The organism is Vallitalea maricola (genome assembly GCF_036985595.1).
Classification (GTDB): domain Bacteria; phylum Bacillota; class Clostridia; order Lachnospirales; family Vallitaleaceae; genus Vallitalea; species Vallitalea maricola.
The window spans coordinates 16,539-43,410 of the sequence record NZ_BTPU01000076.1; the positions used below are offsets into that span (position 1 = coordinate 16,539).

The 26,872-nt window shown below is 30.2% G+C and carries 42 protein-coding genes; 40 read left to right on the plus strand and 2 right to left on the minus strand.

The genetic code is table 11. The features are described from left to right. The first annotated feature begins 118 nt into the window (after positions 1–118). The 10 genes from AACQ14_RS19320 to AACQ14_RS19365 all read left to right on the plus strand — a co-directional run bounded on the left by AACQ14_RS19320 (position 119) and on the right by AACQ14_RS19365 (position 6,915). Positions 119–877 carry an HNH endonuclease gene (locus AACQ14_RS19320; RefSeq protein WP_339365225.1) on the plus strand — a complete coding sequence of 253 codons (759 nt, stop codon included), beginning with the start codon at positions 119–121 and terminating at the stop codon, positions 875–877. Between the two features lie 183 nt (positions 878–1,060). Further along, complete coding sequence (locus AACQ14_RS19325; protein ID WP_339365226.1) at positions 1,061–1,321, plus strand: SMI1/KNR4 family protein; 261 nt, start codon at positions 1,061–1,063, stop codon at positions 1,319–1,321. Between the two features lie 305 nt (positions 1,322–1,626). Beyond that, the gene (locus AACQ14_RS19330; protein ID WP_339365227.1) at positions 1,627–2,010 is read left to right on the plus strand and encodes a hypothetical protein; all 384 of its coding nucleotides are present in this window, start codon (positions 1,627–1,629) and stop codon (positions 2,008–2,010) included. A gap of 198 nt (positions 2,011–2,208) precedes the next feature. Then, positions 2,209–2,349, plus strand: a complete 141-nt coding sequence (locus tag AACQ14_RS19335; protein ID WP_339365228.1) for a hypothetical protein — start codon at positions 2,209–2,211, stop codon at positions 2,347–2,349. Beyond that, positions 2,336–2,692, plus strand: a complete 357-nt coding sequence (locus AACQ14_RS19340; RefSeq protein ID WP_339365229.1) for a hypothetical protein — start codon at positions 2,336–2,338, stop codon at positions 2,690–2,692. The genes AACQ14_RS19335 and AACQ14_RS19340 overlap by 14 nt, the downstream gene beginning before the upstream one ends. A 136-nt stretch (positions 2,693–2,828) precedes the next feature. Continuing rightward, complete coding sequence (locus tag AACQ14_RS19345; RefSeq protein WP_339365230.1) at positions 2,829–4,007, plus strand: HNH endonuclease signature motif containing protein; 1,179 nt, start codon at positions 2,829–2,831, stop codon at positions 4,005–4,007. 265 nt (positions 4,008–4,272) lie between these two features. After that, the gene (locus AACQ14_RS19350) at positions 4,273–5,304 is read left to right on the plus strand and encodes a hypothetical protein (protein WP_339365231.1); all 1,032 of its coding nucleotides are present in this window, start codon (positions 4,273–4,275) and stop codon (positions 5,302–5,304) included. A gap of 266 nt (positions 5,305–5,570) precedes the next feature. Then, positions 5,571–6,104 carry a DUF3916 domain-containing protein gene (locus AACQ14_RS19355; protein WP_339365232.1) on the plus strand — a complete coding sequence of 178 codons (534 nt, stop codon included), beginning with the start codon at positions 5,571–5,573 and terminating at the stop codon, positions 6,102–6,104. Positions 6,105–6,445: 341 nt separating this feature from the next. Continuing rightward, positions 6,446–6,703, plus strand: coding sequence for a type II toxin-antitoxin system Phd/YefM family antitoxin (locus AACQ14_RS19360; RefSeq protein WP_339365233.1), 258 nt, complete (start codon positions 6,446–6,448; stop codon positions 6,701–6,703). Between the two features lie 2 nt (positions 6,704–6,705). Continuing rightward, positions 6,706–6,915 (plus strand): type II toxin-antitoxin system RelE/ParE family toxin, encoded by a 210-nt coding sequence (locus AACQ14_RS19365; RefSeq protein ID WP_339365234.1) that lies wholly within the window; start codon positions 6,706–6,708, stop codon positions 6,913–6,915. Positions 6,916–7,149: 234 nt separating this feature from the next. On the opposite strand, the gene AACQ14_RS19370 is transcribed toward AACQ14_RS19365, so the two are convergent. Continuing rightward, positions 7,150–7,470 carry a type II toxin-antitoxin system RelE/ParE family toxin gene (locus AACQ14_RS19370; RefSeq protein ID WP_339365235.1) on the minus strand — a complete coding sequence of 107 codons (321 nt, stop codon included), beginning with the start codon at positions 7,468–7,470 and terminating at the stop codon, positions 7,150–7,152. Then, positions 7,463–7,609: a hypothetical protein gene (locus tag AACQ14_RS19375; RefSeq protein WP_339365236.1), complete on the minus strand. Its 147-nt coding sequence runs from the start codon at positions 7,607–7,609 to the stop codon at positions 7,463–7,465. Before AACQ14_RS19375 ends, AACQ14_RS19370 begins: the two co-directional genes overlap by 8 nt. 369 nt (positions 7,610–7,978) lie before the next feature. Between AACQ14_RS19375 and AACQ14_RS19380 the strand changes: the two genes are divergently transcribed. From AACQ14_RS19380 to AACQ14_RS19525, 30 genes are all read left to right on the plus strand, one after another. Beyond that, positions 7,979–8,419 carry a hypothetical protein gene (locus AACQ14_RS19380; RefSeq protein WP_339365237.1) on the plus strand — a complete coding sequence of 147 codons (441 nt, stop codon included), beginning with the start codon at positions 7,979–7,981 and terminating at the stop codon, positions 8,417–8,419. Positions 8,420–8,758: 339 nt separating this feature from the next. Beyond that, complete coding sequence (locus AACQ14_RS19385; RefSeq protein WP_339365238.1) at positions 8,759–9,229, plus strand: GNAT family N-acetyltransferase; 471 nt, start codon at positions 8,759–8,761, stop codon at positions 9,227–9,229. 159 nt (positions 9,230–9,388) lie between these two features. Continuing rightward, a complete protein-coding gene (locus AACQ14_RS19390) occupies positions 9,389–9,949 on the plus strand; it encodes a hypothetical protein (RefSeq protein ID WP_339365239.1) in 561 nt (186 codons plus the stop codon). 180 nt (positions 9,950–10,129) lie between these two features. Further along, a complete protein-coding gene (locus AACQ14_RS19395) occupies positions 10,130–10,597 on the plus strand; it encodes a hypothetical protein (RefSeq protein ID WP_339365240.1) in 468 nt (155 codons plus the stop codon). Between the two features lie 460 nt (positions 10,598–11,057). Continuing rightward, positions 11,058–11,591 carry a CDP-alcohol phosphatidyltransferase family protein gene (locus tag AACQ14_RS19400; RefSeq protein WP_339365241.1) on the plus strand — a complete coding sequence of 178 codons (534 nt, stop codon included), beginning with the start codon at positions 11,058–11,060 and terminating at the stop codon, positions 11,589–11,591. Positions 11,592–11,780: 189 nt separating this feature from the next. Beyond that, on the plus strand, positions 11,781–12,560 hold the full coding sequence (locus tag AACQ14_RS19405; protein ID WP_339365242.1) for a sugar phosphate isomerase/epimerase family protein: 780 nt from the start codon (positions 11,781–11,783) through the stop codon (positions 12,558–12,560). A 126-nt stretch (positions 12,561–12,686) separates the two neighbouring features. Next, positions 12,687–13,175 carry an HXXEE domain-containing protein gene (locus AACQ14_RS19410; RefSeq protein ID WP_339365243.1) on the plus strand — a complete coding sequence of 163 codons (489 nt, stop codon included), beginning with the start codon at positions 12,687–12,689 and terminating at the stop codon, positions 13,173–13,175. Positions 13,176–13,295: 120 nt separating this feature from the next. Beyond that, complete coding sequence (locus tag AACQ14_RS19415; RefSeq protein ID WP_339365244.1) at positions 13,296–13,787, plus strand: hypothetical protein; 492 nt, start codon at positions 13,296–13,298, stop codon at positions 13,785–13,787. Positions 13,788–13,916: 129 nt separating this feature from the next. Continuing rightward, positions 13,917–14,636 (plus strand): hypothetical protein, encoded by a 720-nt coding sequence (locus AACQ14_RS19420; RefSeq protein WP_339365245.1) that lies wholly within the window; start codon positions 13,917–13,919, stop codon positions 14,634–14,636. A gap of 14 nt (positions 14,637–14,650) precedes the next feature. Next, positions 14,651–14,992, plus strand: coding sequence for a peptidase MA family metallohydrolase (locus AACQ14_RS19425; protein ID WP_423248002.1), 342 nt, complete (start codon positions 14,651–14,653; stop codon positions 14,990–14,992). Positions 14,993–15,048: 56 nt separating this feature from the next. After that, the gene (locus AACQ14_RS19430) at positions 15,049–15,555 is read left to right on the plus strand and encodes a hypothetical protein (protein ID WP_339365247.1); all 507 of its coding nucleotides are present in this window, start codon (positions 15,049–15,051) and stop codon (positions 15,553–15,555) included. A 79-nt stretch (positions 15,556–15,634) separates the two neighbouring features. Beyond that, positions 15,635–16,024 (plus strand): hypothetical protein, encoded by a 390-nt coding sequence (locus AACQ14_RS19435; RefSeq protein ID WP_339365248.1) that lies wholly within the window; start codon positions 15,635–15,637, stop codon positions 16,022–16,024. A gap of 212 nt (positions 16,025–16,236) precedes the next feature. Further along, positions 16,237–16,758, plus strand: coding sequence for a flavodoxin domain-containing protein (locus tag AACQ14_RS19440; protein ID WP_339365249.1), 522 nt, complete (start codon positions 16,237–16,239; stop codon positions 16,756–16,758). Positions 16,759–16,898: 140 nt separating this feature from the next. Then, positions 16,899–17,363 carry a pyridoxamine 5'-phosphate oxidase family protein gene (locus AACQ14_RS19445; RefSeq protein ID WP_339365250.1) on the plus strand — a complete coding sequence of 155 codons (465 nt, stop codon included), beginning with the start codon at positions 16,899–16,901 and terminating at the stop codon, positions 17,361–17,363. Between the two features lie 102 nt (positions 17,364–17,465). After that, entirely contained in the window at positions 17,466–17,741 is a 276-nt protein-coding gene (locus AACQ14_RS19450; protein ID WP_273324168.1) for an autorepressor SdpR family transcription factor, read from the plus strand. Continuing rightward, positions 17,731–18,420 (plus strand): SdpI family protein, encoded by a 690-nt coding sequence (locus AACQ14_RS19455; RefSeq protein ID WP_339365251.1) that lies wholly within the window; start codon positions 17,731–17,733, stop codon positions 18,418–18,420. The genes AACQ14_RS19450 and AACQ14_RS19455 overlap by 11 nt, the downstream gene beginning before the upstream one ends. Before the next feature lie 211 nt (positions 18,421–18,631). Then, the gene (locus AACQ14_RS19460; RefSeq protein WP_339365252.1) at positions 18,632–19,186 is read left to right on the plus strand and encodes a peptidase MA family metallohydrolase; all 555 of its coding nucleotides are present in this window, start codon (positions 18,632–18,634) and stop codon (positions 19,184–19,186) included. A gap of 85 nt (positions 19,187–19,271) precedes the next feature. Beyond that, complete coding sequence (locus AACQ14_RS19465; RefSeq protein WP_339365329.1) at positions 19,272–19,763, plus strand: GNAT family N-acetyltransferase; 492 nt, start codon at positions 19,272–19,274, stop codon at positions 19,761–19,763. Between the two features lie 244 nt (positions 19,764–20,007). Continuing rightward, positions 20,008–20,622, plus strand: coding sequence for a DUF6199 family natural product biosynthesis protein (locus tag AACQ14_RS19470; RefSeq protein WP_339365253.1), 615 nt, complete (start codon positions 20,008–20,010; stop codon positions 20,620–20,622). Positions 20,623–20,671: 49 nt separating this feature from the next. Continuing rightward, positions 20,672–21,085, plus strand: a complete 414-nt coding sequence (locus tag AACQ14_RS19475) for a hypothetical protein (protein ID WP_339365254.1) — start codon at positions 20,672–20,674, stop codon at positions 21,083–21,085. Between the two features lie 252 nt (positions 21,086–21,337). Further along, positions 21,338–21,487, plus strand: coding sequence for a hypothetical protein (locus tag AACQ14_RS19480; RefSeq protein WP_339365255.1), 150 nt, complete (start codon positions 21,338–21,340; stop codon positions 21,485–21,487). Between the two features lie 67 nt (positions 21,488–21,554). Next, on the plus strand, positions 21,555–22,043 hold the full coding sequence (locus AACQ14_RS19485; RefSeq protein ID WP_339365256.1) for a TraB/GumN family protein: 489 nt from the start codon (positions 21,555–21,557) through the stop codon (positions 22,041–22,043). Then, positions 22,033–22,350, plus strand: a complete 318-nt coding sequence (locus AACQ14_RS19490; protein ID WP_339365257.1) for a hypothetical protein — start codon at positions 22,033–22,035, stop codon at positions 22,348–22,350. The genes AACQ14_RS19485 and AACQ14_RS19490 overlap by 11 nt, the downstream gene beginning before the upstream one ends. Positions 22,351–22,368: 18 nt before the next feature. Then, a complete protein-coding gene (locus AACQ14_RS19495) occupies positions 22,369–22,701 on the plus strand; it encodes a hypothetical protein (RefSeq protein WP_339365258.1) in 333 nt (110 codons plus the stop codon). Positions 22,702–22,881: 180 nt separating this feature from the next. Then, positions 22,882–23,913, plus strand: a complete 1,032-nt coding sequence (locus AACQ14_RS19500) for a hypothetical protein (protein WP_339365259.1) — start codon at positions 22,882–22,884, stop codon at positions 23,911–23,913. A 206-nt stretch (positions 23,914–24,119) separates the two neighbouring features. After that, a complete protein-coding gene (locus AACQ14_RS19505) occupies positions 24,120–24,329 on the plus strand; it encodes a hypothetical protein (protein WP_339365260.1) in 210 nt (69 codons plus the stop codon). 38 nt (positions 24,330–24,367) lie between these two features. Next, complete coding sequence (locus tag AACQ14_RS19510) at positions 24,368–24,679, plus strand: hypothetical protein (RefSeq protein ID WP_339365261.1); 312 nt, start codon at positions 24,368–24,370, stop codon at positions 24,677–24,679. 148 nt (positions 24,680–24,827) lie between these two features. Further along, positions 24,828–25,337 (plus strand): kinase, encoded by a 510-nt coding sequence (locus AACQ14_RS19515; protein ID WP_339365262.1) that lies wholly within the window; start codon positions 24,828–24,830, stop codon positions 25,335–25,337. A gap of 52 nt (positions 25,338–25,389) precedes the next feature. Next, positions 25,390–26,370 carry an alpha/beta fold hydrolase gene (locus AACQ14_RS19520; RefSeq protein WP_339365263.1) on the plus strand — a complete coding sequence of 327 codons (981 nt, stop codon included), beginning with the start codon at positions 25,390–25,392 and terminating at the stop codon, positions 26,368–26,370. Positions 26,371–26,399: 29 nt separating this feature from the next. Next, positions 26,400–26,798: a cytidine/deoxycytidylate deaminase family protein gene (locus tag AACQ14_RS19525; RefSeq protein ID WP_339365264.1), complete on the plus strand. Its 399-nt coding sequence runs from the start codon at positions 26,400–26,402 to the stop codon at positions 26,796–26,798. Positions 26,799–26,872 lie beyond the last annotated feature (74 nt).

Consider the following 26,872-nt stretch of genomic DNA (forward strand, 5'->3'; position numbering starts at 1 on the left):
ATTCACTTTCTCTTGGGTAAAAGCTTTGTGGGTCAATGTGAACGTCGTAAACACCCAGAACGTTAAGTGATATCCTAGGTTATTGTTAGTTTGCATATTTATAGGAGGTATTAAGTATATGAACATATTCAATTATGATTTGATAACATTGTCATCAAATGCAGATAGATTATTTAAATCTTTCTTAGAGATTGTTGAAGATGAGATGATTGATTTTGAAAGTATTTTTAGGATAGAAGATATATATATCCTGTTGAAGAAAAGAGAGTTTAAAAAGTATAAACCCTCTTCATTTAAGTATTCTTTCATGAGTATGTTTGGTGGTCAGAGTGGCAGAGATTATTTCATTTTTAAGGATATGACTAGTAGAGAGTGGTTTACAGAAGTTTGTAATGACACTGGGCGAAAGAATCTTGCATGGAGAGATGAAAAAGCAAACGAAGCCGTCAGAATTAATCCAAAGTATGTTTCTCAGGGGATAATTGATATGAATGATAGGCCTTATGGTTCTTTGACAGATGAAGAAGAACTACATTATAAATTAATTGAAGGTGCAAGAAAGCAAATTATTGTTAATGCATATGAGCGAAACAAAGTTGCAAGAGATAAGTGTATTGAATATTATGGTCTTAGCTGTTCTGCATGTGGAATTGTTCTTGAGAATGTATACGGAGAGATTGCAAGAGATTTTATTCATGTACATCATATTAAACCATTACATGAGATTGATAGTGTTTACACAGTAGACCCAATTAATGATTTGCGTCCTGTATGTCCAAACTGTCATGCAGTGATTCACAGATATAAGAATGCTATCGGGGTGAGCGAATTGAAAGATATAATTGTACGTAATGCTACCGGAAAGAACGTCACTTAACAAAATACTCCCGTTCGCTACGCACATCCCTTCACCGGGCGCAACCACCGCCTACGAAGAAAGACTCTGAGGGTCCGGTTCAGAGACGTCGGGAGTACGAAACGTTAGATAATATATTTATTTTTCTTTCTATATTCAAATCTTTAAAGTATGAAAAGTTATAGATTTAAAGGAGGTAAAAATGTGAACATAGAATTGTTTAATGGTGAAACTATTGAAATTGATAAGGTAAGAGAACTAGAAAAAATCTTGAATGTTAAATTCCCCGAGGACTATGTGCAGTTTATTATAGAGAATAATGGTGCATATGTTATACGGAATGATGCATTTATGGCAAATGGTAGAATAGAAAGTATCAATAACTTTCATAGTATACAAGAACATTATCATTTTACAGATGATGAGTATCCAAAGAAAGTAATTTCTATAGCTCGTGATGCTTGAGACAATCAAATATGTTTAGATTTGCGTAAAGTTAAGAAAATACCTGTTCTTTTTTTGGATCATGAGGTATGGAAGTTTTCAGTAATAGCAAGATCATTCCCTGAATTTTTAGAGGCTCTTTTTGAACATGTAGAATAGTAATAAATATGATATGATTACAGATAGCTTGTAGATTACTTTTAAGAATAGTTTTGATGGATATGATAGAAGATAGTAAACCATTCAGGTTTAGTATTTAGACCGAGGTAGAATATTTGAATAAGGTTCAACCAATGGATGTAATTTAGTTAAATAGGAGTGATGTAATGAGTATTCCATTTATTAAAGGTACAACTACATTTCAATCGAGCCTATCAATAGTGGAAGTGGGAGCTATTATTTCTCAAAAAGTATTTGGTGGTCTAGTATTGAAAGGTTTAGAAAAAAGAATATATGATGAAGTACCAATAATTTTTATTAATTCAGAAATTTTAGGACTTAGAGTAGTATTAAGTGGGTATTCTGGATACTCAGAAGGAAATCATTTTGTATTACAAATTTCACCTCATGGTTTTAGTAAGAAATTTGGTAAATTTGTTAAAAATGATATTCAGGAAATTAAATTAAATGAATACCTAAAGCAGTTGATGGAGTATTATTTCACGAATGATGGAAGGGAAGATGTCTTGAGGTCTATGGTAATTGATTGAGAAGAAAATGTTGGTTTACTGATTATAACCTTAATCAGTAAAGAAAATACTTCATCTAACAATATATTTTCGTTTGCTACGCACATCTCTTCACTGGGTGCAAGCACCGCCTACGAAGCAGGGCTCTGAGGTCCAGTTCAGAGACGTCGGAAATACGAAACGTTAGACAAAAGTATTAGCTAGTTAAGGAGGGATGTTATGAAGTTGAGTAATACTGGAGATATAGTTATAGAGATTAACAATTTTCCACAAGCATCTGCAGGTGCTCCCATACCTATTATCCTTGCAGATGAGCATACCACAGTTCTTGAATATTGTATGCAAGATGAGTTCAGTTGATGGCGAGATTGTAGATCAAGTAGCAATTCTAGAGTTTTCATCTTGTCTAGCGGTTTCATCAGGTCCACCTAATGATGAGGCAATTTTTGGTCAAGCACTTTATGTGAAGGGCTTAAGGCCATATGGTTTTTATAAGATAGATAATTCAAGTTGGATTGAGAAGTATAAGATCCAGAATAGAATACACCCTCATCATAAGGATGAGCACTTTGATGGTTATACACATTATGTATTATGTTTTCACGATTCAATATTTGAATGCATATGTAAGGGTACAAGTCATGAGGTTTCTACTGGTACTCTTATGAGCAATATAGATAGAATGAAGGAGAAACTGAAGTGATTCGTATGCTTCCGCTAATACCTTCGTCTAACAGCGAGTTGACGACATGACCGTTAACAAGGACGGATGGAACACGTCAACTCACGGGACGTTATGTGACATCATTCATTCGGTTTCGAGTAAAGGAGAGGATTTTATGAAATCAATTGGATCGAACAGAACAATAAAAGCACTAATTGCTAGAGGGTTGGATTCAAAGTTGGCGATTGATTTATATCAAAAGGGCTACACTTTAAATAAACTGAAATGTACGCCAATTGCAGAACTTAGTAATTTAGGAATAATTAATGAAGTTGCTATCAGAATACATAAGGAATCACGGGCACCGATACCTTTCAATACGGTTAATAAGTTGTTGTTTGATTCTAGATACACATGTTGTGTGTGTAGGGATAAGTCTAGGCCAATAGTGATACATCATATCATACCGTGGGAAGAGTCAAGAAGTGATGATATAGAAAATCTTGTTGTATTATGCCAAAAGCATCATGATGATGCTCATACAAAGCATGATCTAAGTATAAATCTAACAAGTAATAAAATAGTTGAACTCAAAAAAGAGTGGAATAGTAAGGTGCGAGAACTCGACAAGGACGTAGTATTAAAGTCAATGGAACCCAAAGAATGGTATGAGGCTATGTCTATGTGTTGGGACTACTTCAATGTAACTAGAATATATGAACTTGCTGAAAACCTTGGCATTGATATGGTTGACGGGAACAAGTATTTTCTTTCGTTATATAGACAGGGTTATGTAGACAAGAACGGAATGCTACTTGCAAATGAAATAAGTAAGCAAGTTGCAGCAGATAGCTTGTACTGGTTAGACTTTATGGGAGGTACATATATAAGTTTCTTTTTCAAGGAAATATTGAAGATGATTATTGACTCTAGAGAGGTACTTATTCTCAACGATTTATGGACAAAGCCGCAAATTATGTCCGTGGTTAAGCCGGGAGCTATTTTGTTTTTGCAAGGAGCATTTTATTTTCGCCATCTCTCTAAAGAACATAGAGGTAAGAATCAGAACCGTATTGGGTATCGACAAGCTAAAGGTATAAAGTTAGAATTTCAGTTCAATCCGTGGCATTGCGTTTCAGGCTCTTCACATTATAATCATCTTACAGGAAGAAGAGTTGCAACTGTAATCGGTATTGCTAGAGCTGTGACTAATGTGAATGGACAAGTTAACATAAGATGTAGTGTCTTAGGGATTGGAACTGGATTTGATAACGTTATTAATGGACGATTTGCTTTTTATAGTCCGACAGATTTTGAAGACTACGAGGAAGATGAACTGTACATTGAGATTTAGTGTATACGAAATGGGGTCATGAATGACGTCACATAACAATATATTTCCGTTCGCTAATTTATGGCATAATGAAGACATCGACTACGGGAGCAAGTATAAATATTAAGTAATATGCACACTACCGCACATCTCTTCACTGGGTGCAAGCACCGCATACGAAGAAGGGCGCTGAGGGTCCAGTTCAGAGACGTCGGAAATACGGAACGTTATGTGAATAATCATTCTGATAGACTAAAGTATATATAATTAGGTGGAGGTATAATATATGAGACGAAAGGTTTGCATACTAGCTCTTATAATTTTTGCGCTTACATCATGTCGTTATGATGAAGAAGAGCATAATTATGTTGAGGTTTTAGAATCAAAGATAGATGAACTTGAGGATGAGATATCAGTATTAAATGAAGAGTATGATATGAAGATTGAAGAATTAATCTCTGAGAAGAAAGAGGAGCTTGAAAGTAAAGAAAATGAAATTTATATTTTAAATGGATCGACTAAAGAACTTGAGTTAATACCTAATGAAGGTCAACTAAAATTCTTGGATTTTTATAAGGAATTTAGTACACGGGTTTTATATAATGGACACGTTGATAATGGCGTTAAGGTCGAAGTACAGTTAGTTGAACCATTAAGAATTCTTCCATCAGAGGATGCTCCATACGTAGAATTTTATGGTGGTCTTACATATGATAATTATTATACAGATTCAAAAATTGTAACAGGAGATTTATTATATGTTGCTTGTGATAGAGATACTCCTTCCGATAAAGGAAATTTTACAGAATGGTGCTGTGTTTGTTTAAATGGGTCGATAGTTGGATATGTGAAAGAAGAGATGGTTATTAGTTATGATCATGAATCGTTAGTGTTTGAAGAGATAGAGCAATTTCAAGACTTTAGTGTTGGAATGACAGTGAATGAAGCAGTTAGCTTGTTTGAAAATAGATATAGGGAAAATTATGCTAATAATTATCCTGATAAATTATTTTCAATTGTTACTCAAGACAATGTAGAAATAGGTGTCAATTTCATTTGCAGTGCTACTAGTAGAATTGTTACGGGGATTATAGTGTCTACAGAAGAGTATCCATTAATGTCAGGTTACAAGGTTGGGGACGATTTTGAGGACTTTTCTCAGTATTATGATGATTTTTTTGGTTCAGATTCTATTATACTACTTCAACAGGATGCTGATGAACGTATCTATGAATTAGGTGGTGGGTACTTTATGCAAGTATTTGGGCGTGAAGGCAAGGTAGGATCAATTGTAATTGACAAAACATATATATGGTAATCTGAAGATATAATTGTTGATAGGGGTCATGATTACTTCACATAACAAAATGTTTCCGTACGCTACGCACATCCCTTCACCGGGTGCGAGCACCGCCTGCGAATAAGGGCTACGAGGGTCCGGTTCAGGGACATCGGAAACACGGTACGTTATAAGACAGATGTTACTAGTGTAATTTTTCATAACTGAGGTTTTAAGAATAGAAATGTATTTCTTTCTTTGACTAGATAGTTTATAAACATAGTTGGGAGGTGAACTTAATCAAAATGTATAGCTTAAGAAAGAAAAAAATCAGAGGGGCAAGGAGAAAATACAATAAGCTTTTAGAAAGATTAGTAAGTAATACTAATGATTTTCCGGATCTGGAGAATCAACTATATTGGCATCTGCATATGCCATGTTCTGATTTATTGTTGAATAGCCCTAAAACTCCTTCTTATGTAAGAACTGGTTGCATTAAAACAATTATTGAAAGAACTAAATATCTAATAAATATAAAACCTCATAGCATGAGAAATTCAAAAGTAGTTGCGGCAATTAGTATACCATATTTATGGGATTCTCAAATCATTGTGTTTAACGATAATGAGTATTTTAACTCATTTTTTGATAGAAACGATAAATATCAGAAATGGCTTCCAATCAGTAATGAAGATACAAGCAGCAGATTTCTTGATAGATGGAGTATCAGTACGGTTGGTGATTTAGAAATAAAAGGTTATAAAGAAATAATATGTGATGACGATTATAATTATCAAGGTGAGATATGGTTTATAGGTGAATTAAGTATGCAAATTTGAATAATTGGATATAATTGATTGTTAATGGCTGTTTCCGTACTATGCGTCTGATAACAATATATTTCCGCTCGCTCAATTGTGGTATAACGAATATAACTACTACGTAAATTGAGATGGTAATTTAACCGTTGAGGCATACTGGCGCACATCTCTTCACTGGGTGCGAGCACTGCCTACGAAGCAAGGCTCTGAGGGTCCAGTTCAGGAACGTTGCAAACACGAGACGTTATATGAAAGTGATAGCTAATTAAAAAAAGAACTATTTTATTGGCTGCACTATTGTTGAATAGATATCGTAATTATGATAGAATATGCATATGATATTATAGGAGGTGCATATAATGCCAACAATAAGACCAAGTTCTGATCTAAGAAATAAGTATAATGAGATATCAAGTTTTTGTCATGATAATTCAGAACCAGTATATATAACTAAAAATGGCAAAGGGGATTTAGCTGTTTTAAGTATAGAAACTTATGAGCGTTTAGTCGGCAAATTTGAATTGAAAAAGTTGTTAAATGAAGGAATTGAGGATACTAAAAACAATAGAGTTTTATCAGTAGAAGATGCTTTTAGAAGAATTAGAAAAGGAATTTAGAGATGGATAATTATAGAGTTATAATTACTGAGAAAGCAATCAAAGACATAATGGAAATATCAGAGTATATTTCCATAACTTTTTTTTTAAAAGGTATCAGAAGGATTATAGTTGGTAATTATATAATTTTTTATATATGTTTAGATAAAGACTTATTAGTTAGTGTTATTAGAGTTTTATATAATAAAAGAGACTGGAAAAATATAATATAATTGCTTTATATTTTTGGTTATGGGCAGTTTCCGCTGTCACCAGTATATAACAATGTATTTCCATTCGTTCGGGAAGGGTGTTTCTCTAGGGTAAGCCTTCACACATCCCACCACCTAAGCGCGTCGCGACAGTCATCGCATTAGCCCTTAATCAGAGCATGAGCGGATTCCTTAAAAGGCGCTGGGACGTTGGAAATACGGGACCATTATAGGAAACTTCTCACTAGGGTATTCCTAATGAGTGTCAAAGAAGACTTTTATAATTCTGCTTGCTTGATAAAATCTCATAATTTCAATTTCAGATAAAGTATGATTTGGTATGTAAAAAAGAATATATGATTCAATAATTAGCATTCTATATTGTTTTGTCTTAAGTTGCAGGTCTTTTGGAATAGTACCTTTAGAAGGAAAATCTGCTAAGGATTGAACAGCATGATCAATTTTATCAATTAATTGATATGCTGCAGGTGGATTATCAATGGAAATATAGTTTAAGATATTCCTAACATCATCCATAGCAGTAGGGTAGTAAATTATTTTATATGGTTTAGACATTATATTCATTCCTCAACTCTTCCATAAAAATACTGTGACTTACTTTTGGTGCTCTATTAGCACGTTCTGCTTCAGCAACTGCAAGTTTTTCATAAAGTTCTAGTTTGGCTTGAAGTTGTTCAAAATAAGCTAAGCTCATTTACAACTAAGTCACCTTTGCCGTTTTTAGTAATATAAACAGGTTCGGCATCTTTATGACACGTTCAGATATTGTGTTAAAGTTATTTCTTAGGTCAGATATAGGAAGTATTTTGGGCATTTAATCACCTCGTTATATTATTATGAGTAAATTATATTATAATTATGATATATGGTAAATAAGATTTTTAATAATATTGAGTATAAATTTGTAATTTTTGAGTAGCATCCTATAACAAAATATTTCCGCTTGCTACCCATATTCACTCTTTTTAGGGATATTTATGAGGTCAAGAGTGAACGTCGGAAATAAGAACCGTTAGAGGAAAGAATAGATTAGTTTAAGATGCAGTGGAAGAGAGGTTTTGCTATGTTGTCAATTGAACCAATTGTTGAAGTAAATAGACAGGATTTTTTTGATTCAATTGAAGAATTATCATTTAGTAGACTTATGAATGCAGAAGCTTCAGTTGATGTTCGAGATTGTGTAATGATGGATAACTATTTGGTTTTCGCACTCCGACTTGGCTCTAAATCACTAATTAAGTATGGACTCTCATATGTAGTCTATCGAGAGATTGATGAGGGAGTTGAGTTAATTGAGATTTTCTATGAAGATGATAGTTTTATACCTCATTCATCGGTTTGGTCAGCATATTGGATTCTGAATAAGTTTGGTAAGTATAGATATATTGATATTGAGATAGACACTTATAAGAGGCTAGAGCCATCCTTTGATGATGCTTGCGCAGTTTTTTATAGTGAGCAACTAGACGAGCGTAAATATCGAGTTTTTGATGTGGATTTCTAACTGGACCTTGTTGGTAGATTAGAGTATCAGAAGATAGAATAGGCTCTAGATGTAGGTTTTCTTAAGCTTCCGTCTATTCCTTCCTAGTTGACGACATGGGTTGATAATGGGAAGGATGCCACACATCTTCAACTAACGTTATAAAAAATACTAATTAATCTTTTGAGATAACTGATAATAGTAGAATATTAGGAGTAGGAAGGTGGAATAAAGAGTGGAAAACATAAATATTAGGCTTGAAGAAAAAAAAGATTGGCTAGAAGTAGAATTACTAACAAGAGTAGCTTTTTGGAGTGAAGATCGAATAAAAAAATAGGTGTTGGTGCTACAGAACATTACATGGTACATATGATGAGAGAAAATGAAGGGATTAGGGAGTTAACTTTTGTAGCAGAATTAAAAGACGAAATTGTTGGTCATATCATATACAGCAAAGGTTCATATATTCTACAATCTGATGGAACTAAGAAAAAGGTGCTTAATTTTGGACCACTAAGTGTATTACCCAAATATCAGAAAAAAGGTATTGGAAGTGCATTAATGAAATACTCTATTAAACGAGCTAAAGAATTGGGATATGGAGCAATCCTGTTTTTTGGACATCCGACCTACTATCCTAAATTTAGATTTAAGGAAGCAAAAGAATTTGGAATAACTACAAAAAAAGGAGATAATTTTCCTGCATTCATGGCAATGGAATTACAAGAAGGTTATCTAAGTGGAGTTACTGGAAAGTACGTTGAAGCACCTATCTACGATGACAGTTTGACTAAAAAATCAGCAAAAGAGTATGATAAACTCTTTCAATAAAAGGGACTCCTTCTAAGGCACTGGGACGTGGGAAATATGGGACGTTAGATAAAATTGACTCATTCATTTCGGAGTGTTTACTTTTAGGTCACTAAATAAAAAATAATAAATTTGGTGTATTATAATGATTATATAATACGAACTGAAAGGTTGGAACATATGTTAAGTATTTTAAAGGCAAATAAGAAGTTATCAGAGTGTCTTGAAAGATTTTGTGATGTTGAAATTTTAGATGATTTTCAAAAAACTGAAGATGAAGATGGATACTTAGAATATAATATTAATGGAAAAACGTTCGCCAAAGAAGGTGGTGGTGGCGAATATATTCTTTTAGAGGATGGTTCCGTAGGTTTTTGGGGAAGTGAAGGACAGGTAGGTAGAATAGCTGACAATATTAATGATTTTTTCGAGTTTGTAATAAACTGCCCATATTGGCAAGACTATGTCAAAAAAGACATGTATGTAAATATTTCCGTACTTTCTGAGTTTTCAAAGAAGAACTATGATGAACTTGTCACATCAATGAAAAAGGACTGCATTGATGTTTTAAAAAAGCAAAAATACATGGCCGATAATCTAGGAATAAAATTATATGATGATGTTGCCACTCAGGTATTGATTAGGTTTTATAAAAGTGCAAATCGTGAAATGAGATTTTACGCTGAATTTACTGAAGATGATGGTAGTAAGCATAGCACTTCAGGAACACTATTTGAATAGCATTTAATTATTAGCGAAGAGAAGGTAATTTAATTACAGTTTCTTGTAAATTGGCAAATAATTAACAAAATAATAGTTGATACATATAATTAAATTTATTATAACTAACATATAATTAGAAGAGATTTTTTCTAGGTATTATAAAAAGGATGATGATATTTATCAAAAGGAGGAAATATAGTGGAATACATTAAATTTAGTTTACTATTTATTTTTAGTCATGTGGTAGCTTATACATTTGCAGGAGTTATAGCACTAAAGGTAAGCAAAGAGATTTATGAAAACAAAAGCAGACATTGTGATTTCTTAAGAGATATGTCAAATAAAGAAGAGAGTATGTATGTTTCAAAGTGTTTTTTACCAGCTCAAATTTTAAGAGGATTTCTGATGTCAATTGTTCTTTTGCCAATATTGGACAGTCTGTTAGAATTATCATTTGTATTACAAGTAACCTTTTTTTGCAGTCTAATGTTTATTTATACCCATATTTCTGCTGTATCACCGTTTATTGATAACATAGAAGGATTTGTATACTTTAAAAAACAGTATATCAAGAAGAATATAATTGTAAAATTTCAATTAGAGATGGTTATGTACAGTATTTTATTCAGCCTGTTTTTAGGAATTTTATTGAGGATTACATATTAAGGATTATTCTGGAGTTTACAAATTAAGATGCATAATGAAAAGATTTCAATGTACGTCTAAATGATATAAAGACATGACATAAGTGTTGTAAACATTTATCCGTTCAAAATTGTTGTTTTGCAAATTATTACCAGAAAGATGTATTAATGTATGAACAAAATAGATTTATATAGCTATGGATTAGCTCTTAGGTATTATTTATAATGGTGGCTACAGCGGTTTACGTATTATCCATCACCTAACAAAATATTTCCGGTTACTAATTTATGGTATAATGAAAACATCGACTACGGGAGCAAGTATAAATATTAAGTAATATGTACACTACTGCACATGCACTGCAAGTACCGCCTACGAAGAAGGACTCTGTAGGCGGTACTTGCAGTGAAGAGACGTAATACGGATCGTTGAGTGAAATTGGATACTAGTTATTAATGAAGTATATTAAAAGGATGTTTTTATGATAAATTTAGCAAACTACATAACAATTACAAGAATTATCCTTGTCTTACTATTATTGATCATAGAACCTCTAAGTGCAAAATTTTTTATTATATATACAGTATGTGGAATAAGTGATATGCTTGATGGGTATGTTGCCAGGAAAACTGGTACAACAAGTATAATTGGTGAGAAACTAGACTCAATAGCAGATTTATTAATGGTATTTATAGTAATATACAAACTATATCCTATAATACAATTACCATTAAAATCATATATTTGGATTAGCGTTATAATAGTAATAAGAGTAATTTCAATGATAATAGTGTTTATAAAGTATAGAACTTTTGGGATACTTCACACATACGCTAATAAGGTTACTGGATTTTTATTATTCTTATCACCTTTGTTACTTGTGCTCATTCAATTAAATGTACTAACTTTTATACTTTGTATCTTTGGTAGTATTTCGGCAATAGAGGAACTAATTATTAATATCATCTCTAATGAGTTAGAACTAAACAAAAAAAGTATATTTTTTATAGAGTGATTTGAAGTATTTGATATACTGGCAATTACCGTATCTAACATCACTTAACAATATATTTCCGTTCGCATATAAGTTACAGCTAACTTAAATAAGTTTATTATTCATATAAGCATATTAGTTATAAGATTATATATTAGTGATTTTGTAGGATATAAAAGGTTATTAGTTGATATTGAAGGGATGACTTACATGATAACAATATGGGATTGGTTTGAAAGATATATGCCCATTAAAGAACGGTATAGGTTAATTAAAGAAGCTGGATTTGATGGAATTATGATGTGGTGGAGTAATGAGTTTGGGCGTGATATTTTTGGTAAGGATGATTATCGCAATGGACCGAAAATTGCACGCGAAATTGGACTTTTCATTGAAAATATCCATGCGCATGTTCAAAACGCAAATAAGCTTTGGCTTGATAATCTAGAAGGTGAATCTCAAGGTAAATGTTACCGCCAATGTGTTAAAGATTGTGCAGATTTTGACATCCCAACAATGGTTCTACACTTACCTAGTGAAGATAATTTATATAATCCATTAGGATTAGACCGTATGAAGATGATTGCAGAACTAGCAGAGCATCATGGTGTAAATGTTGCATTAGAGAATCTACATAATCTTCCAAGTTTAGCTTATATATTAGAACAAGTTGATTCTCAACGTATTGGATTTTGTTATGACAGTGGACATCATTACCGCTACTATCCAGATGTTGATTTACTATCTAAATATGGAACAAGACTAATGGCACTACATTTACATGATAACAATGGAAGTAATGGTCAGCATGGTTTACCTTTTGATGGCGATATTGATTGGGATATCACTATGAAGAATATTGTAGCAACATCTTATACTGGTGCAACAGCATTAGAGCCTATGAAATGGGATTACGAGAATCTAACAGTAGAAGAATTTTTGAGAGTTGCATTTGATAAAGCAAAAAGATTGGAACTATTAAGAAGCTAGATTACTAAACGTTAGATTAAATATAATATAAAGCAACATTTCAATATAGATAAAGCATTACAATGTATTAAGGATGAAACGAAATTGTTTCTATTTAGACTTATCATACTAGTGAGGTGAAGTGCTTTGGATAATTTATCAAGCATAATTTGGATTTTCCCGTTAACAATTACATTACATAATATTGAAGAGGCCTTATGGTTACCAAGTTGGTCTCAAAAAGTGAAGCGGTATCATAAACCAGTAGGTAAAAATGAATTCTATTTTGCATTGATATGTGTAACACTCTTGGCATATTTATTTTCATTTTTATATATGCTTTATGCTAATAATGGAATAATTAGATATGTGTATTTTGGTTTTGTTGGATCAATGATACTGAACGCAATTTTTCCGCATTTAATTGCTACAATAGTATTAAGGCAGTATGCTCCTGGGGTAATAACTGGAATATTACTTAATGTACCGTGCTATAGTCTATTAATATCTTTTGCAGTAAAAAGTAACCTTATATCATTGACTGAAGTTTTGGTCTCTACAGTAATAGTTGGTGGCATTATGCTAGCTATACTACCTATTTTATTCAGAATAGGACGAAAGGTAGTCGATTACTAATATAAAAGCTTCTTTTACATATTGGTTGGCTATTAACAATTCATATTTTATGTTGGGTATAGTATTTGATAGATTGTATCAATAAGCTATTTCTATGGAGGGGTGTTGAGAGGAATAATTATGAATTTAACAGTATGGGTCAGTAGTATTAAACATTTACAGCAGTTTTCAACAATTGCTCCAGATGGGGTAACTGCCAATGAAATTAAAAGAAGATTGCCTAAAGATTTTCCACAAATGACTATAAATCAGTATAATATTCCTTTAGTTATGAATTCTGAAGGAAAACTTATAGTAGAAGAAAATAGTATTAGTTTTACTGCAAAGAGAAAAAATTCATTCCTAATGGCTTTTCAAAAGTATAAAAATTTAGATTATAATCTCAGCTTTAAATTAGATATTTTAGAAATTAATTGTATTGCTAGGTATCATCATATAGATATTATTAGTAAATATAATATTCATTGGATTAGACTAATGCATAGTTCAGAAAAAACGATTAATAATTTGTTAATTAGTTGTAGAGGGTATGGATGTTTTACAAAAGTTCACAATAAGAATGATAAGCTTCATATCTTTTTAAAAGAAATTATAGAAAAAAATAATGTATAATAGGTGATGTTTACTCAAATGTGATATAATGATTCTATTGAGTACTGAAAATACATCTAGATTATTCTATTATAAGAGAACAGATGGAGGAAATAGATTTTTAGGGTAGTTCAGGAATGAGGTAGCAAGATGTTAGAAGACATATATATAATTTGGAGGGATTTAGTAATTTTGTTGCTTTATGTAACTCAATTGATTCTTTTAAGTTTATTTCTATCTACACAAATATATGGTGAGTATTATGCTTTATGTTCTCACTATAATTTGTTTGAGGATAAAGCTAGAAGAAGACTGATAATATATATTTTTGGAGATAAGGAAAACTATGAAATTGATAGCAAATTGAAAAGAAAGGAAATTCAGTGGTATATCTATGGAATTCTTTTTCTAGTGGTATTCGTAGCCTTTATTGTTTTGTTATTATTTGGACATCACAATACGTTGCTTGAAATTATCTACCTTATTGGATCTACAGTATTAATTATCATTCTAGATATACTAGATTTCAATTTGCATTATAGGAAAGTTGAAAGAATGATTAATTCAATGGAATATGAAGAGTTGATATATAATGAGTATGAAAGGCTTGCCTTGCCAAGGCTAATTTATTTTTGTGGTTCGGTTATAGTAGCCATAATTTTATTTGCTGTTCTAGAAGACTACTTTGGAGAAATATTAGGAATTGTAATGTCAATTTACTTTATGTTTATAGGTATATTTGGAGCGTTTGTTAAGATGATGTTTTTGAAACTTCCAATAGCAATGTATGGAGAATTGGTTGTTCCAATAAATATACTTATAGCTGTAATTAGTTTTGGGACTTTAGTTTATCAACTACTTACATTATAATTTTACAAAATAAAATAAATAATAATATACCTAGATGGCTAAATGAAGGTATTGCTTCTTATGAAGCTAAAGATAAAAACCCAGAATGGATTATAAAGACAATTAAAAATGGATTGGAAAATAATAATATTCCTAGATTTAGAGATTTAGATACCGGTGATGATTTTGAAACTTTTTTCAATAGAAATGGTTATCAATATTCATATACCATTGTAGAATTTATTGTTACAGAGTTTGGGTATGATAAGTTGAAGGAGTTTATTCAATCACCAACTATGTATTTAGAAGTTTTTGGATTAACAGAAAATCAGTTACAAGAAAAATGGATAACCTATCTTGGGGAGAAGTATCTATAACTAATAGTTTTACAAGACATCTGGTTACACTAATGGAATAAGGAGGAACATATAAATTGACATCATTTAAGATAGATAAGTGTAGGATTACAATTTTGATAGGTATCATATTATTGGTTGTTACTTCAACAGTTGCCATATGGGCTTACAATCAAAAATTGAAATTGGAGCAAAATCAATTGGAGCGAGATGTACAAGCAACGTACATGGTTATGAATTTGCTAAATGGGGAGTTAAAACGTTATCAATGTATGTATGATAGAGGGGATATTGATGAAGTCTCATTGAAAGAACATCAAGATATGATAAGGGGAATCTGTAATACTACTATGAAGATTAGATATGCCTCACAAATGTCTAATATCAGAATGATTACACCAGAATCTCTAGAAGATGTTGACGATGAATCTTATCAAAAGTATTTGAAAATGTCGGATTATCTCTCTTCAATTTTCGAGGGAAGACCTAAATCAGAAAAGTATGAAGGGGAAGAAGTTGAATACTTCTATAATATTTATATTTCTGATGAATTTAAGAGTTCAATTGAACAAATTTTGAGTTAGTACTAGAGGTTTAATAGCTTCCGTAATTAATATATATATAGCAATTAGAAATATTATTTGATGAAGAGGAGAAATTCAAATGTATTTATATCGACCAGTTGGTTTAAAGGAATTTATTTTGATTAAGGATTCTGGTTACACTCAGTTTCCTCCAAGGTTGTTTCACCAACCAATCTTTTATCCAGTATTGAATGAAGAATATGCTATTGAGATTGCTTCAAACTGGAACACTAAGGATGCAATATCAGACTTCATTGGTATAGTATTGAAGTTTGAGATTGATGATAGCTATGTTAGTAAATTTAAGGTAGAAGTGGTTGGAGGAAATATACATCAAGAGATGTGGGTTCCAGCGGAGGAATTAAATGAGTTTAATATCCACATAATAGGAGAGATTCAAGTAAGTAAGACATTTTATGGCGATAAGTATCAAGGAAAGACCATTGAAGAACTGTTAGGCAACAGATAATTTTGTAATACTCAACTCTTGAATAGGATAAGAAGCAACCAAGAAATTTGTTGGATTGGTATTGAATCATATTAAGCAAATAATTTATAATTGAAGCTATAGTAATTATAACTTGAAATATGGGGGCGAAAGCAGTTAGGCAAACTTTTATACTTCTTTTGACGCAGAGATACAGTGTGTTTTATATATATATAAACTGGGAGGTTGAGAATATGAAAACTATAGTAGTATTTAAGTCTAAATCAGGCTTTGTTAAAAAATATGCCACATGGATTGCAGAAGAGTTAGAAGCAGATCTATTGGAATATTCTAAAGTTACTATTAAAGAACTTGAATCTTATGACACCATAATTTATGGTGGTGGATTGTATACAGTCGGTATAAATGGAATAAAACTAATTACCAAAAACTTAAATAGATTAAAAGACAAAAGAATAGTTGTTTTTGCATCAGGTGCAACTCCTCCTAGAAAAGATGATATAGAAAAAGTTAAAAATAAGAGTTTCACGAAAGAACAACAGAAACAACTACAATTTTTTTATTTGAGAGGTGGGTTCGATTACAAAAAACTTAACTTAGGTGATAAACTTCTAATGAAAATATTAAAATGGAAGCTGAAAATGAAAAAAACATTAATGCCTGATGAAAGAGGAATGTTAGCTTCATATACTGTTCCTGTAGATTTCACTAAAAAGAAAAACATAGAGGAAATTATCTTATATGTAAACTCATAGAATTTAAGTAATATGTATTAAATCAAAGTAGTTATTTCATACATCCTTCTAAGGTTGAGAAACGTCGTGAACACGGAACGTTATCTAACAACATCTATAATCACAATTTTTTTTATCTATATAAAGAAAGGGAGAATGATATGGAGAAAACAGCTTATGAGATTCAAAAAGAGAGAATTAAAGAACTAGAGGGAAAAGCAGCAGAACTATTAGAAAAATGTGATGTTGTAACTCTCGCTTCTGTAAATGAAAAAGGTTATCCTCGTATATGTACAATTAACAAGATTGAAGCAAAAGGTTTTTCAGAAGTTTACTTTTTCACTTCAAAGAGGTCCCATATAAATGGTAAAGCAACGCATTTTCAAAACAACACAAAAGCAAGTGGATGTTATCATCTTGGAGGAGATAGTGTTACACTTATAGGAAATGTTGAAATAATTGAAGATATGAATATTAAAAAAGAGGTTGATAAATATTGTGATAGGAATTTCTTTAAAAAAGGTGTAGAGGATCCTAAAAGCTTCTTATTAAGGTTCATCACGAATGAAGCAACATTTTGGATTGAGGGTAAGTTCAGAACATGTAAATACAAAGTTAAATTATAAAAAAATCAATAGCTATTTAAAAATGTTTTTAAATAGCTATTGATTTTTTGTTTTGACATGTTATAATCTATTTAAATAAAATTTTAAATAGGTGGTGGTTGAATGGGCTTGGCTGATACTTTTAAAGTGCTGTCAGATCCCTTAAGGCGAAACATTCTTGTATGCTTGAAAGAGGGCAAACTTACAGCAGGAGAAATAGCAGATAAATTTAATATTACACCTGCTGCTCTTTCATATCATTTAAAACTTCTTAAAAATGCTGATTTGATAATGGAATATAAACTAAAGAATTATATCTATTATGAATTGAATACAAGTGTTTTTGATGAGCTAATTATTTGGATAAATCAATTTGGAGGGGAAAATAATGAAAAATAAATTATTATGGATAATAACTTTACTGCCTACTATTGTAACTTGCGCAATTATACCTTTTATGGACGATAAAATTCCTATGCACTACGATGCTGTAGGCAATATTGACCGATGGGGTTCTAAATATGAAAATTTAATATTTCCAGTTATTATTATTGTCATGACATTGTTTTGGAAATTTATTATGAATTATTTTAGAAAAAAACAAGCATCAAATCAGGACGAAAAAACAATTAAAGAAGCTCAACAAAATGAAAATGTGATATATTATACAGCTATTGGTATGGCAATTCTATTTAGTATTATGCATTACACAATGATGTATTCTTCGTTCATTGAAACAAAAAATAATATGGCAAATATGGCAATAGATATAAATACAGTAACAAATATAGTTGTGGGTGTATTATTAATTGTCATTGGAAATATTATGCCTAAAAGTAGGCGAAACAGTATTGTAGGTGTAAGGACTGTTTGGAGTATGAAAAGTGATATAACTTGGGCTAAAAGCAATCGATTTGGAGGAATCTCTCTAATTATATCAGGATTATTTATAATCTTAGAATCCGCAATTATCGGTAGTTTAAAATCTACTATTATAATGCTTACAATCATTATAGTAGATGGCATTGTTTTAATGATATATTCTTACCAAATTTCTAAAAAATATTGTGGAAAATAAATGGTTCAGTTCAAAGCCGTCGGATACGAATAAAATATTCCCATCTCACTTTGATGTGGTATAAATAGAGGGAATGATGCTATGATAGCAAGAATGGTTAATTTTAGGGAATATAAAAGGTAATTACAAATTAAATCTGAGTAAAGAAACTAAACAATTTATAATTTACTATGCTGAAACAGATAAGAGTTGTATTGAAAAAGTTTCATATATGCTTGGAGATAGCTATGATAGAATTACTAATAGATTTAATCAAAAGCTTGAAGAAAAATTAGTTGTTGAGATTTATTCAGAACATACTGAACTACTTAATGCTTTAGGATTTCCTAATGCACCTAAATGGGTTAGAGGTGGAATTGGAGTTGGTAAAATTTTAATTGCGTCACCATTAAATCCACCATATGGTACAGACTTCCATGGTGTGGTAAATACTGCGGTTCATGAGTTCGTTCATATAATTGTAAATAAAATAAATAATAATATACCTAGATGGTTAAATGAAGGGATTGCCTCTTATGAAGCTAAAGATAATAATCCAGAATGGATTATAAAGACGATGAAAAATGGATTGGAAAATAATAATATTCCTAGATTTAAAGATTTAGATACTGGTGATGATTTTGAAACTTTTTTCAATAGAGATGGTTATCAATATTCATATACCATTGTAGAATTTATTGTTACAGAGTTTGGGTATGATAAGTTGAAAGAGTTTATTCAATCACCAACTATGTATTTAGAAGTTTTTGGATTAACAAAAAATTAGTTACAAGAGAAATGGATAACCTATATTGGGGAGAAGTATCTATAAGAATTAATTAGGTTAATTTCTCAAAGGGGGAATAATTATTATTACAACAGAAAGATTAAATCTAAGAACATTTAAATTAATTGATAGAGATTTTTTATATGAACTAGATAATAATAAGGTTGTTAATAAGTTTAGATCAACTGATGAGAGAACTATGCATTTTTGTATTGAGCAAATTAATAATTGGAATTCTAGATATAACAATGATTTACTCAATGTTTATTTAATAGAACTACGTAAGACAAAAGTACCAGTAGAACTAATATTTCTTGTAAGAAAAGATAATAATCGTATTGAACTTGGTTATAGGATATTGGATATACATTGGGGAAGAGGTTATTGTAGCGAAGCTTGTACTCTATTATTAATAGAATATTTTAAGAGAAATAATGATAATGTCTATGCTGAAACTCATGCTGAAAATATTAACTCAATCAAGTTATTAAGCAAATTAGGTTTTAAAGAGATAGAATATAGTTGGGAGTATAATTGTAGAGAATTTCAATTAGAGAAAACTCAATTTAGCATGTGATTACAATAATCTTAAAGAACTCAATTATTTCCATCTGTTCGGGAAGTGTGTTCTTTTGGGTAAGCCTTACATATCTAGTACCTAAGTCAGTGGGACAGCCATCGTATTAGCCTAGTAAAGAAAATTATAAAATGATAAGTATAATAGAATAGATGGCAAAGTTTCTTATAGTACTAAGTAGATGTTTATTGAGGTTAACAAATAGTAATATAAATGTGATTTTTGATGGTATCAGGAGGATTTAATGAAAGTAAAAATAATAATGGTTTTAGGGATTATATTGATATTAACATCTTGTTCTTATAGTAGTCCAGATATGGTACGATTTAATGGGAATGAATATAAATTAAAATCGGATGATTCTAATGGTAGATTATATAGCCGAGAATTCGGAAGCATAAGTGCAGGGGAATCTTATGATTTGATTATAAGAGAAAAGGACGATAGAATAATTATAATATATAATTATAAAGAATATATAATTAATGGAGATAAAAATAATTTTTCAGTTATATATCCGAATAAAGTAGAGATATCCAGTTCATTTAAGCAAGGGGTAATAACTGTAAGTGGAGATGTAACTAAAATATTAGATTATCCACCAATTAATGAATTTCGATTTTTTTTATCTAGTGAAGGGGGTAGGTTTGATGGATCTCAATTGTTATTTGGTATAGTATTATTTATATTAGGTGTTGTATCAATTGTGAGTCCAGAAACAACATGGTTTTTGAATAGAGGATGGATGTATAAAAAGGCAGAACCAAGTGAACTATATTTAACACTAGTTAAGATAGGTGGAGTAATTGGTTGCATTGCAGGTATTATATTTTTATTTTCATCGTGTTCATCCAGTTAGTCTTATAAATATATATTAAAGCACAAATTTTATAAGGAGGATAATAGATATGGGATTCATAGCTATTTTATTAGCCGTTTTTAACATAATAATAATGTTTTTGAGAAGAGTGTATTTGTATCCTGATACAATTAGTTTTTTGGTATTTGTCTTAATAATTATTAATATAGTGTATTTGGCAGTATTGAAAAAAATATCAGGTGTATATGAAGTTCTAAAAAAATGGTTTAAAGGTGATAAACTTGAGATTGATGAATGGAATATATTATTAGTTAACACTAGACAATTATTAGTTGTTAATTATATTTTGAGTTTTATTATTTGGATAGTTATATTCATAAGTAATATAATAGGAATCAGAATTCCTTTAGGGTTTGCCACATGTTCATTTCAGATAGTTATATTATTTAATGGTATTATTTTAGCACCTGGTTATATACAGATACAAAGGAAAGTTAAGTAATAATCAATACGTCAGTTAACAATATATTCCCTTTGTTCTGCTTGGGTGCAATAAACGTAACGACTACATTTATTATAAAGATAAGCTTGATTTCACACGGTTTCACATTCTACTTCCTAAGCCAAGTTTAGACTCTGGTTGCATTAGCGGTTCGATTCGTAATTCAGGCTGAATATTTCCTTCTAAGGCACTAAGACGTAAAATATAGAACGTTAAATGAAATTACTGACTATTATGGTGGAGGATTATAAGATGATTAGAATAATAAGTGATAGATTACTAATTAGAGATCATATTGAAGAAGACCTGAAAACAATGCACGAATTACTTTATAACGAAAAAACTATGTTTTATTTACCAGAAATAAGAATTAAAAATCTCAATGAGAGTAAAGTTTTTTGAGTAAGATTGAACGTTGGAATACGAACTGTTAAGTAAATCTTCTATCTGACGTATTGGAGGTTACGATGTGAAAATATATAAAAAAGTATTAAACGAAATCACTATTGGCAATAGTAACTTCAAATACGTAGTAGTAGAAAAAACTAACGAGATAGTATTTCGAGCATATTCTTATGAATTTAATGATACATTCTGTGAAGTACATCTAAGTTGGAAAGATAATTACTATGTTAATCCATACCTACCTTCGGTAGCTAAAATAATGATTGAATATGCAATAAAGAAGGGGTGGAATCATTGTTTGAGAAATCAAAAGGTTATACTTGAACTGGACTCAGAATTATTACGATTAACTTCAAAGCAAACAACAAAAATCATCTATTTAGAAACAGCAGAGTTTTATCAAATTAAAGAAATGTTGTTCTGTATGGATGGGATATCCATATCAGATGATGAACTTGTAGATTTGATAGATGATAATGAAGGATTGAATCAGTACTATAAGAAACTGTTAACAAGATATAAGGAATTTAGAGACAAAAATAATGGGATATAGAGTTGATTTGATGAAACGATTATTAGGAATTATTGTATTAATATCAACAATTGTTCTTATTGGAATAGGTTGTTATAATAAGATAAGTAGTGAGAAGAATATAGAAATAATTACTCAAAAAGATACTATCAAAAATGAAGCTGAAAAGGTTACTGATACAATAGAAAATAATATTATTTATGGAACAGATATTTTAGAAGAAGATATTAAACAACCCCAAATTGTGAATTATCAAGTGTTTATTAATCAGAATGATTGCATATTTGAAGTATATGAAATGATAGTTTATATAATCCAGCAAACATAGATTATATCAAAATTATATTTGATTGATTATATAGAGGATAATGTATTAGTTAGTGCCATTACGGAATATAAACTAGACTTTAGTGTTATTCATAACAATAATGAAACGATTCTACAATTACAAAACTTAAATAGTGATACAGAAAGCATACAAATACTAAAAGAATTTGCTAAATCTAATGACCAAATATTAGTTAATGATATAAATATATCCTTAAATGGTAATAAGCCAGAATTTAAACTTTTCAGACTGGATAATAATACACGGAAGCACCAATCAAATTATCCATATTTGACTACAAGCAATGTAATGGTAGAGATAGATTTCAGGAAATTAATAAATCATCCGTAGAAACTACGATTATTAACAATATTCGTGGGGATGCTAATACCACTATTCCACAAATAGATTATAATTGGGAAAATGATAGAAATGTAATAGTTTCTCTTAACCATATAAAAATTGGAGATAGTATAAAGATTGACCTTACAGGTTCAAGGGATATAGATAATGATATCATACTAGGTCTGTATGATAGTAATAAAAATGATGTCGGTGGAATTTACTACTGATAACATAATATATGAGTTTCATGTTTCAGGATGTGATTATCTAGGATTATACACTTATAAAAATAATGAAGTGAAAAAACTCTATGAATTAGCTGATGAATCATATTGGATAGGTAATATATCTAATGATAGCAATTGGGTACTGTTAGGGATGGCAGATGAATGGCTTTTTCATATGTCTATATTCAATATCCTAAGCAAAAAAAGATATTTTATTGGCGATGAAATATCAGTTGGAAGTATAGAAGATGCTTACATTGATGATAAGTATGCTGTATTTTGTTCTGAAAATAAATTGAAATATATCTGTTTAAAATCAATTACCTCTGATGATATTGTTTTACAAGAATCAATACTTCTTGATGAATTAGTATGCAAGGTATTAGCATTTAATAAGACTTCAGACAATAATTATAGCTGTATAGTAAAAGGTAAAGAAAGTATATTTCTTGTCATACTAGATAGTATGATGAATTCAATCAATACATTTAATTTGCCAATAGATGTTAATAACAATATATATGGTGATTTCTATTGGTTGGATGATCACATACTTGGATTAAATGCAGAAGATGAAGATGGGAAAAGTACAACATATTTTTTTAACCTAAACACTAATGAAGTTATTGATGAATATCAAAACAGCAGAATAGTATCATGTGATAATACACTTCATAGAATCATTATATTTGACAAGGGTGCTAGTGTATTTAATGTTTTAAATACAAAGCTTGATTTAATTAATAGTTTTATATTACCTGGTGAGTTTTATTATAGGTTATATTCAGATTTGGTGATTTGGAATAATATTAATGAATTTTTGATTATACAAGATAATGAGTATATTGTTAGTTTTAATATCCATAATAAAGAGACAAATGTATATAATATTGAAGAACATAATTTTTCTATCCTTAAAGGGGTAGAGAATAATCAGTTACTTATTACTAATACTCAAAGAATACAAAATGAAGAACCATTTAATTGGTAGGCAATATCTTTTATAACCATAAGAGTTATATTATGATAAGGAGTATGGATATGTTTATTTTATTAATATACACAAAATATATAAAAATCTGAGGTGAAGTTGAAAATGTTTAATACTTTGAGTTATATATATTATTAAATAATTATGGTCTTGTAGAGAAAACTAACGATATTGATATTTTAGTAGATATTAAGAATATTAAGAAATTGGATTTGATTCTAAGGAAAATTGGTGAAAAAAAGACTTGGGAAAAAACAGATACATATTCTGCAACTTATTTTGATCAATATGTAGTAGATGGATTTGATGTTGATGTAATGGCAGGACTAAAAATTAATCATGATAACGGCATATATAAATATGACTTTGATAAAAATTTAATTACAGATATATTGATAAATTATCTTACCAATTAATAAAATATACAAATATACATAAGTAAAATTTAAAAAGTATGTTACTCACAAAAGAATATATATATACTGGATCACAGGATTTATCACTTGGAATTATAGATAGAGAAACTATTGAATGTATTGATAAATATAAAAACTGTCATAAAAAAATGTTTTATATAGTAGGTAAGTGGAAAAATTATATCATTACAGCAAGCGTTCCTTGTGGTGAAACAAAAATTTGGGATATCTCTAATCATTCTTTATATAGAACAATTAATAAAGCAACTTGGAATATGACTATAAAGGATAATAAGCTTTATATGATGGATGGCGGAATGATATCATATGCTGACATGAATAAATTATAAGAGTTAGGTAAGAAAAAGTATGGATTACTGGTGATGTATATACTTTAGTAAAAATGTTCTATACACTAATGATATAATAATAAGTGTAAAGTAAGGATAATTATATGTAGATAAATAATGATTTGTCAATTAAAAAGGATGATATTATATGGATAGAGAGGCGAAGTTGATAATACTAAGAGGTAATTCAGGAAGTGGTAAGACTACGACTGGTAAAGCTTTGCAAAGAAAATTAGGACATGGTACAATGCTAATTTCACAAGATGTAGTTAGAAGAGAAATGCTATATGTAAAAGATGGACCTGATACAGAAGCCAGCCAGTTATTATTTGAACTTGCACTATACGGAAAAAACAATTGCAATATAGTTATATTAGAAGGTATTTTAAATTCAAAGTGGTATAAAAATTTATTTGTAAATTTACATAATGTGTTCAAAAATAAAATCTTTGCATATTACTTTGATATACCTTTTGAAGAAACTTTAAATAGACATCAACAAAAGCCTAATGCCCATGAATTTGGAGAAAAAGAAATGAAAGAATGGTGGAACGAAAAAGATTTATTGGATATTATTCCTGAAGTATTACTACATGAAGAATTAAGTTTAAATAAAATAGTGGATACAATCTATAAGGATACTATGCATTTAAAGTAAATGTCGAGAATAACACACTTCATAAGTCATCATGTTATAGGAAGGCTGGAATATGAAAATAAATAAAAAAAAGAGAACTTATAAAAGAAATATTGCTAAAATTGTTATATCATTTTCCCTATTATTAATCATAGGTGGGGTTTGGCAAGTAATTATGGAAGCAAAAGAAATAAAGATGTATACACCTGTTGGAGAAGTGCTTAATATAAATTCACATGATATGCATTTGTATAGAGTGGGTAATGGTAATAATACAATAGTGTTTATTTCAGGTTCAGGTACACCAAACTCTTATACTGATTTCTATTATTTGCAAAATGAGCTGCAACAATATGCTAAAACGCTTAGTTTTGACCATGCTGGATTTGGATGGAGCAAAAGAACTGATTCGCCCAGGACAGTTGATAATTTGGTGAGTGATTTACACGAGTTATTTAATAAATCGAATCAATCACCATCATATATTTTAGTTGCCCACTCTCTTGCTTCATTAGAAGCAATAAGATATGCTCAAGTGTATCCTGATGAAATTCAAGGTATTATTTTATTGGATGGTGGAAGCCCCCAATATTATGTAAATGAATTAGAAATTAAATCATTGATACTGAACAGATTCAGTGCTATTTTAAGAGTAACTGGAATAAATAGGGCTTTAGGCAATATTGGTATTAAACTACCATTTATAGGTGAGGACATAAGATATGAATCACTTCCAGAAGATATTAAAAATATTGACGAAGCGATGTATTATAAGTTTATGGGTAATAATAGTAATCTTGATGTACTAAAACATATAAACAAAAATGCTAAGATAGTTATTGATAATGGATATTTACAAGATATTCCTTTACTCATACTCTCATCTGACAGTGGGAATGAATGGGAGAAAGTACAGCTGGAATTATTAAATTGGTCAAATGATAGCACTCAGAAAACAATAAAAGATTCTAAACACTATCTTCATTGGTCACACAAAGAAATTGTGGTATCTGAAATAGTTGAATTCATTAAAAATACAAGTAATAATTATTAAAGGTTATATGGTCAATTGGAGGAAATTGAATGCAAAAATTAGATAAAAAAGATTTAACTTTGATTACTAGAGCTCAAAAGGTAATTGAAGATAATTATGATGAGGTTAACTTTAATCATACTGTTGGCGCTGCAGTAAGATGTAAAAGTGGTAATATTTATGTTGGAGTAAATGTTTATTCTTTACACGGTGCTTGTGCAGAACAAATTGCAATTGGAGCAGCTATAACAAATGGAGAAAGAGATTTTGAATGTATTGTAGCCGTTCGGGGGAAACATGGTCAAAAAATTTTACCCCCATGTGGTAATTGTAGGCAAATGCTTTCTGATTATGCGCCACAGTGTCAAGTGATTGTTGAATATGAAAATGGTATCTGCAAGGTGTCTGCAAAAAAACTTTTACCATTTGCATATCAAGTTGAAAGCTAACAAAAATGTATACAGGAACAAGGTATTAGCAGTAAGGGCTAAGTATAACCGCAATAATTAGTAAGGGGTAAAAT

What these genes read in the sequence shown, in the direction of transcription:
- AACQ14_RS19320 (WP_339365225.1), top strand. Translation starts at nt 119, where the DNA reads ATGAACATATTCAATTATGATTTGATAACATTGTCATCAAATGCAGAT.
- AACQ14_RS19330 (WP_339365227.1), top strand. Translation starts at nt 1,627, where the DNA reads ATGAGTATTCCATTTATTAAAGGTACAACTACATTTCAATCGAGCCTA.
- AACQ14_RS19335 (WP_339365228.1), top strand. Translation starts at nt 2,209, where the DNA reads ATGAAGTTGAGTAATACTGGAGATATAGTTATAGAGATTAACAATTTT.
- AACQ14_RS19340 (WP_339365229.1), top strand. Translation starts at nt 2,336, where the DNA reads ATGAGTTCAGTTGATGGCGAGATTGTAGATCAAGTAGCAATTCTAGAG.
- AACQ14_RS19345 (WP_339365230.1), top strand. Translation starts at nt 2,829, where the DNA reads ATGAAATCAATTGGATCGAACAGAACAATAAAAGCACTAATTGCTAGA.
- AACQ14_RS19350 (WP_339365231.1), top strand. Translation starts at nt 4,273, where the DNA reads ATGAGACGAAAGGTTTGCATACTAGCTCTTATAATTTTTGCGCTTACA.
- AACQ14_RS19355 (WP_339365232.1), top strand. Translation starts at nt 5,571, where the DNA reads ATGTATAGCTTAAGAAAGAAAAAAATCAGAGGGGCAAGGAGAAAATAC.
- AACQ14_RS19360 (WP_339365233.1), top strand. Translation starts at nt 6,446, where the DNA reads ATGCCAACAATAAGACCAAGTTCTGATCTAAGAAATAAGTATAATGAG.
- AACQ14_RS19365 (WP_339365234.1), top strand. Translation starts at nt 6,706, where the DNA reads ATGGATAATTATAGAGTTATAATTACTGAGAAAGCAATCAAAGACATA.
- AACQ14_RS19370 (WP_339365235.1), bottom strand. Translation starts at nt 7,470, where the DNA reads ATGTCTAAACCATATAAAATAATTTACTACCCTACTGCTATGGATGAT.
- AACQ14_RS19375 (WP_339365236.1), bottom strand. Translation starts at nt 7,609, where the DNA reads ATGAGCTTAGCTTATTTTGAACAACTTCAAGCCAAACTAGAACTTTAT.
- AACQ14_RS19380 (WP_339365237.1), top strand. Translation starts at nt 7,979, where the DNA reads ATGTTGTCAATTGAACCAATTGTTGAAGTAAATAGACAGGATTTTTTT.
- AACQ14_RS19385 (WP_339365238.1), top strand. Translation starts at nt 8,759, where the DNA reads ATGGTACATATGATGAGAGAAAATGAAGGGATTAGGGAGTTAACTTTT.
- AACQ14_RS19390 (WP_339365239.1), top strand. Translation starts at nt 9,389, where the DNA reads ATGTTAAGTATTTTAAAGGCAAATAAGAAGTTATCAGAGTGTCTTGAA.
- AACQ14_RS19400 (WP_339365241.1), top strand. Translation starts at nt 11,058, where the DNA reads ATGATAAATTTAGCAAACTACATAACAATTACAAGAATTATCCTTGTC.
- AACQ14_RS19405 (WP_339365242.1), top strand. Translation starts at nt 11,781, where the DNA reads ATGATAACAATATGGGATTGGTTTGAAAGATATATGCCCATTAAAGAA.
- AACQ14_RS19415 (WP_339365244.1), top strand. Translation starts at nt 13,296, where the DNA reads ATGAATTTAACAGTATGGGTCAGTAGTATTAAACATTTACAGCAGTTT.
- AACQ14_RS19420 (WP_339365245.1), top strand. Translation starts at nt 13,917, where the DNA reads ATGTTAGAAGACATATATATAATTTGGAGGGATTTAGTAATTTTGTTG.
- AACQ14_RS19435 (WP_339365248.1), top strand. Translation starts at nt 15,635, where the DNA reads ATGTATTTATATCGACCAGTTGGTTTAAAGGAATTTATTTTGATTAAG.
- AACQ14_RS19440 (WP_339365249.1), top strand. Translation starts at nt 16,237, where the DNA reads ATGAAAACTATAGTAGTATTTAAGTCTAAATCAGGCTTTGTTAAAAAA.
- AACQ14_RS19445 (WP_339365250.1), top strand. Translation starts at nt 16,899, where the DNA reads ATGGAGAAAACAGCTTATGAGATTCAAAAAGAGAGAATTAAAGAACTA.
- AACQ14_RS19450 (WP_273324168.1), top strand. Translation starts at nt 17,466, where the DNA reads ATGGGCTTGGCTGATACTTTTAAAGTGCTGTCAGATCCCTTAAGGCGA.
- AACQ14_RS19455 (WP_339365251.1), top strand. Translation starts at nt 17,731, where the DNA reads ATGAAAAATAAATTATTATGGATAATAACTTTACTGCCTACTATTGTA.
- AACQ14_RS19460 (WP_339365252.1), top strand. Translation starts at nt 18,632, where the DNA reads ATGCTTGGAGATAGCTATGATAGAATTACTAATAGATTTAATCAAAAG.
- AACQ14_RS19470 (WP_339365253.1), top strand. Translation starts at nt 20,008, where the DNA reads ATGAAAGTAAAAATAATAATGGTTTTAGGGATTATATTGATATTAACA.
- AACQ14_RS19475 (WP_339365254.1), top strand. Translation starts at nt 20,672, where the DNA reads ATGGGATTCATAGCTATTTTATTAGCCGTTTTTAACATAATAATAATG.
- AACQ14_RS19480 (WP_339365255.1), top strand. Translation starts at nt 21,338, where the DNA reads ATGATTAGAATAATAAGTGATAGATTACTAATTAGAGATCATATTGAA.
- AACQ14_RS19490 (WP_339365257.1), top strand. Translation starts at nt 22,033, where the DNA reads ATGGGATATAGAGTTGATTTGATGAAACGATTATTAGGAATTATTGTA.
- AACQ14_RS19500 (WP_339365259.1), top strand. Translation starts at nt 22,882, where the DNA reads ATGATAGTAATAAAAATGATGTCGGTGGAATTTACTACTGATAACATA.
- AACQ14_RS19510 (WP_339365261.1), top strand. Translation starts at nt 24,368, where the DNA reads ATGTTACTCACAAAAGAATATATATATACTGGATCACAGGATTTATCA.
- AACQ14_RS19515 (WP_339365262.1), top strand. Translation starts at nt 24,828, where the DNA reads ATGGATAGAGAGGCGAAGTTGATAATACTAAGAGGTAATTCAGGAAGT.
- AACQ14_RS19520 (WP_339365263.1), top strand. Translation starts at nt 25,390, where the DNA reads ATGAAAATAAATAAAAAAAAGAGAACTTATAAAAGAAATATTGCTAAA.
- AACQ14_RS19525 (WP_339365264.1), top strand. Translation starts at nt 26,400, where the DNA reads ATGCAAAAATTAGATAAAAAAGATTTAACTTTGATTACTAGAGCTCAA.